Source organism: Mesorhizobium sp. M7A.F.Ca.CA.001.10.2.1, from assembly GCF_003998575.1.
GTDB lineage: Bacteria > Pseudomonadota > Alphaproteobacteria > Rhizobiales > Rhizobiaceae > Mesorhizobium.
This window is the reverse complement of the sequence record NZ_RZQY01000663.1, coordinates 1-3,349: the sequence shown is the minus strand read 5'-3', so window position 1 is coordinate 3,349 and position 3,349 is coordinate 1. Positions and strand designations below refer to the sequence as shown.

The window sequence follows — 3,349 nt, the reverse complement described above, 5'->3', positions numbered from 1 at the left end:
CCCGAAATGGTCGCCGCCGACACCGACCGTTTTGCCGTCTGGGGCCAGGCTTTTGGTTCCTGGGGCAGCACGGACTCCGACGGCAATGCCGCTGCCTTCGATCGTTCGACGGGGGGCCTGCTGGCGGGCGCCGACACGCTGGTGGGCGGCTGGCGTGTCGGTTTGCTCGGTGGCTACAGCCATTCGAGCTTCGATGCCGACGACCGAAACTCCTCCGGCAAGAGCGACAGCTATCACCTCGGCCTCTATGGCGGCACCAACTGGGGCGCCATCGCTTTCCGCACCGGCGCTGCCTACTCCTGGAGCAGTCTTTCGACCAAACGCTCGGTTGCTTTCAACGGCTTCACGGATGGGTTGTCGGCCGACTACGATGCCGGCACCGCGCAGGTCTTCGGCGAACTCGCCTACAAGGCCGATGCCGGACAATTCAGGTTCGAACCGTTCGCCAACCTGGCCTATGTCAGCGTCCATACCGACGGCTTCACCGAAGACGGTGGCGATGCGGCACTGACCAGCGCCGGTACGTCCACCGATGCGACCTTCACCACGCTCGGCCTGCGCGGTTCCTCGGACTTCGCGTTTGGCGGCATGAACGTCACCGCGCGCGGCATGCTCGGCTGGCGTCATGCCTTCGGCGATGTCACGCCGACCTCCAGCTTCGCCTTCGCCGGCGGCGACGCCTTCACCATCGCCGGCGTGCCGATCGCCAGGGACAGCGCGGTCGTCGAGGCTGGGCTCGACTTCAACATGTCGGCCAACGCGACGCTGGGCCTGGCCTATACCGGCCAATTCGGCGGCGGCACGGTCGACCAGGGCGCAAAGGTCGATCTCGCCGTGAAGTTCTGACGGCAACAGGTGGCGAGCAGCAAAAGCGCACCGTCACCACGGTAATGGCAAGAAACTGCTGGAGGTCACATGGTCAGGTCAAAGGTCGATTTCCACACCAAGCATGAAAGCGGTTTTGTCCCAACGCAGGGATGTAAACTGCCATTCGACACGGACCTTCTGGAAGGCGAGGCCAAGGCGCGAGAGAAATTGCTTGGCAAGCAGAATGCTTTCCTTTCCAAGACAAGACGTTCCGCCAAAGACGTCGACCATCTGATCGAAGAGATGGTCGCGTTCGAAAAGATCCGGTCCGGGCACTATTGGCGAGACTATCGGGCGGACCTGATTGCGCGGAACGTGCGATCGGCGGTTGGCAAAACAGGATCCTTGCTCGATCTAGGCAGATTGTCGCAACGACCACGACCAGCACGGTTATGATACCACGCCTCGATATACCGGACCTGGGGCCAGTTCCTTTTGGTCCGGTCGAACGGGGGGAATTGCAGAGGATCGACCTGAACACGGTCGATCGAGGAACCTACTTCGACAAGTGGTTCAACTATAATGGACGGTGGACGCTCACCCAACTCTACGATCATGCCGTGACCGATCCGGTACCGCTCTCGATGGATTTCGTCAGCGCCAACAATCTGGACCCATACGATTCGGATAGCCTGCGCGCCACGAGCGAGACCGGTATCTGGTTCACCTATGTGCCGGACATGGACGGCTACGTGACGGTTTTTTGGCTATCGGACCGCGTGACCTATCGCCTGTTCAGACAATACTATCCTCGCGATGCCGACGGCTGGGCGAATGGTTGGCTCTCGGTGGAAGGAGTTGTCGGCATCTGGACGAACAATTCATTCGCGGGTCGCGACTACGTCGAAATTTCGAGCAGCAACGGCAATGCGCACGACACGCTACAAGCGAGCGGGGTCCTTTTCATCCACAACAGTACATACCCCGTCCAGGCGGGGAAACCGGTCCATGTGCTGATCGGAACGCGGTCGAAAGTCTTTAGTGTCTGCGACGGAACGGGCATCAATTTGGGGGCGGGCGTTGTCGCGCGAATTGATCACCCCATTTCCATCTTCACGCGAGCGGGACTGGAGCCATATTCGCCGTTCTACTGAACCTGGATGACAACTGGCCGCTACCGTTTCGAGGCATTCGACCTGGGGTAGGTGGAGCTGTCGGGCCGATAACCGGCAGGCCGGAAAGCCGACGCGCGATTTTTTGCGCCGTCCGTCGAACAAGGGGCGGTCGCGCTCCGGGCGATCCGGCGGTCTTGAGCGCGCAGCGCACGCGGTGCGGTCTTTGGCTCCAAAAACGTTGCGAAACGACCCGAGAGCGGTTATACAGACCGCGAATTTCCCATTTTGGTGGCTCTAAACCACCGCCCGCGCGGGAACGCGGGCGAACGAGAAGGATTTGTAAAATGGCCAATACGCTGCTGATGCCCAAGGCGACCGCTGTCTGGCTGGTCGACAATACCGCACTTTCCTTCGAGCAGATCGCGCAGTTCTGCGGGCTGCACCCGCTCGAGGTCAAGGCAATCGCCGACGGTGAATCGGCGCAAGGCATCAAGGGCATGGACCCGATCATGACCGGACAGCTGACCCGCGACGAGATCGCCCGTGCCGAGAAGGATTCGAACCAGCGCCTGAAGCTTTCGGATCCCAAGGTGCGGGTGCCTGAATCCAAGCGCAAGGGTCCGCGCTACACGCCGCTGTCGAAGCGCCAGGACCGGCCGAACGCGATTCTGTGGCTGGTGCGCAACCATCCCGAGCTCAAGGACGCGCAGATCTCGCGCCTCGTCGGCACCACCAAGTCCACGATCGAGCAGATCCGTGAGCGCAAGCACTGGAATTCGGCCAATCTACAGCCGATGGACCCGGTGACGCTGGGCCTCGCCTCGCAGATCGACCTCGACATGGAAGTCAATCGCGCCTCGCGCGGCCGCGAACAGGCGCAGCCGGTCGGCGACACGCTGCTGCCGGCGGCCCTGACCGAGCGGCTGGTGCCGGCTCCCGAAAAGCCGAAAGACGAGGATGCCGAACTCGACGCCAATGCCGTGTTCGCCAAGCTCTCGGCCTTGAAGTCGAAGAACACGGACAATGACGACGACGAGTGAGGTTGTCTGACATTCCAAAAAAAAGCCCGCTTCGAGCGGGCTTTTTTATGTGGTCAACAACTCAGCTTCGCGCCGCGCGGTCCGGCGCCATGCCGTAATCCTCGCTGCGCTCCACCGCGCGGTAGAAGTCGGCGAGCTGCTTGCCGCGTTCCGGCTTGAAGATGCGGCCGGCGATGACCACGGAGGCAATGCGATCGATGCGGAAGGCGCGGAAATCGTCGCGCATCTCGCACCAGGCGACCAGGGTCCACACCTTGCCCCAAAACCACAGGCCGAGCGGGCGGATATCGCGGGCTGTGCCGCGGCCGGCCTCGTCGGAATAGTCGATGGTCAGCACCTGGCGTTTTTCGACCGCGCGCTCGATCAGGTCGATCGCCTCGCGGGCAG

Annotated in this window: 5 protein-coding genes; 3 read left to right on the top strand and 2 right to left on the bottom strand. The window is 62.0% G+C overall.

The annotated features are described in order from the left end of the window. Positions 1–846 (top strand): autotransporter outer membrane beta-barrel domain-containing protein (locus tag EN964_RS29480; RefSeq protein ID WP_127277073.1); only part of this gene is annotated, 846 nt, incomplete at its 5' end. 78 nt (positions 847–924) lie between these two features. On the opposite strand, the gene EN964_RS37895 is transcribed toward EN964_RS29480, so the two are convergent. Continuing rightward, complete coding sequence (locus EN964_RS37895) at positions 925–1,098, bottom strand: hypothetical protein (RefSeq protein WP_164751160.1); 174 nt, start codon at positions 1,096–1,098, stop codon at positions 925–927. Between the two features lie 227 nt (positions 1,099–1,325). Between EN964_RS37895 and EN964_RS37890 the strand changes: the two genes are divergently transcribed. Beyond that, entirely contained in the window at positions 1,326–1,961 is a 636-nt protein-coding gene (locus EN964_RS37890; RefSeq protein ID WP_164748827.1) for a hypothetical protein, read from the top strand. Positions 1,962–2,266: 305 nt separating this feature from the next. Further along, complete coding sequence (locus tag EN964_RS29470) at positions 2,267–2,962, top strand: DUF1013 domain-containing protein (protein ID WP_127269986.1); 696 nt, start codon at positions 2,267–2,269, stop codon at positions 2,960–2,962. A gap of 61 nt (positions 2,963–3,023) precedes the next feature. Here EN964_RS29470 and EN964_RS29465 read toward each other — a convergent pair. Continuing rightward, positions 3,024–3,349, bottom strand: a 326-nt coding sequence (locus EN964_RS29465) for a YafY family protein (RefSeq protein WP_127273646.1), incomplete at its 5' end; no start/stop codon positions are given.

Bases quoted from the DNA above. Each gene is read 5' to 3' on its own strand.
- EN964_RS29470 (WP_127269986.1), top strand. From the start codon at position 2,267: ATGGCCAATACGCTGCTGATGCCCAAGGCGACCGCTGTCTGGCTGGTC.
- EN964_RS37895 (WP_164751160.1), bottom strand. From the start codon at position 1,098: ATGGTCGACGTCTTTGGCGGAACGTCTTGTCTTGGAAAGGAAAGCATT.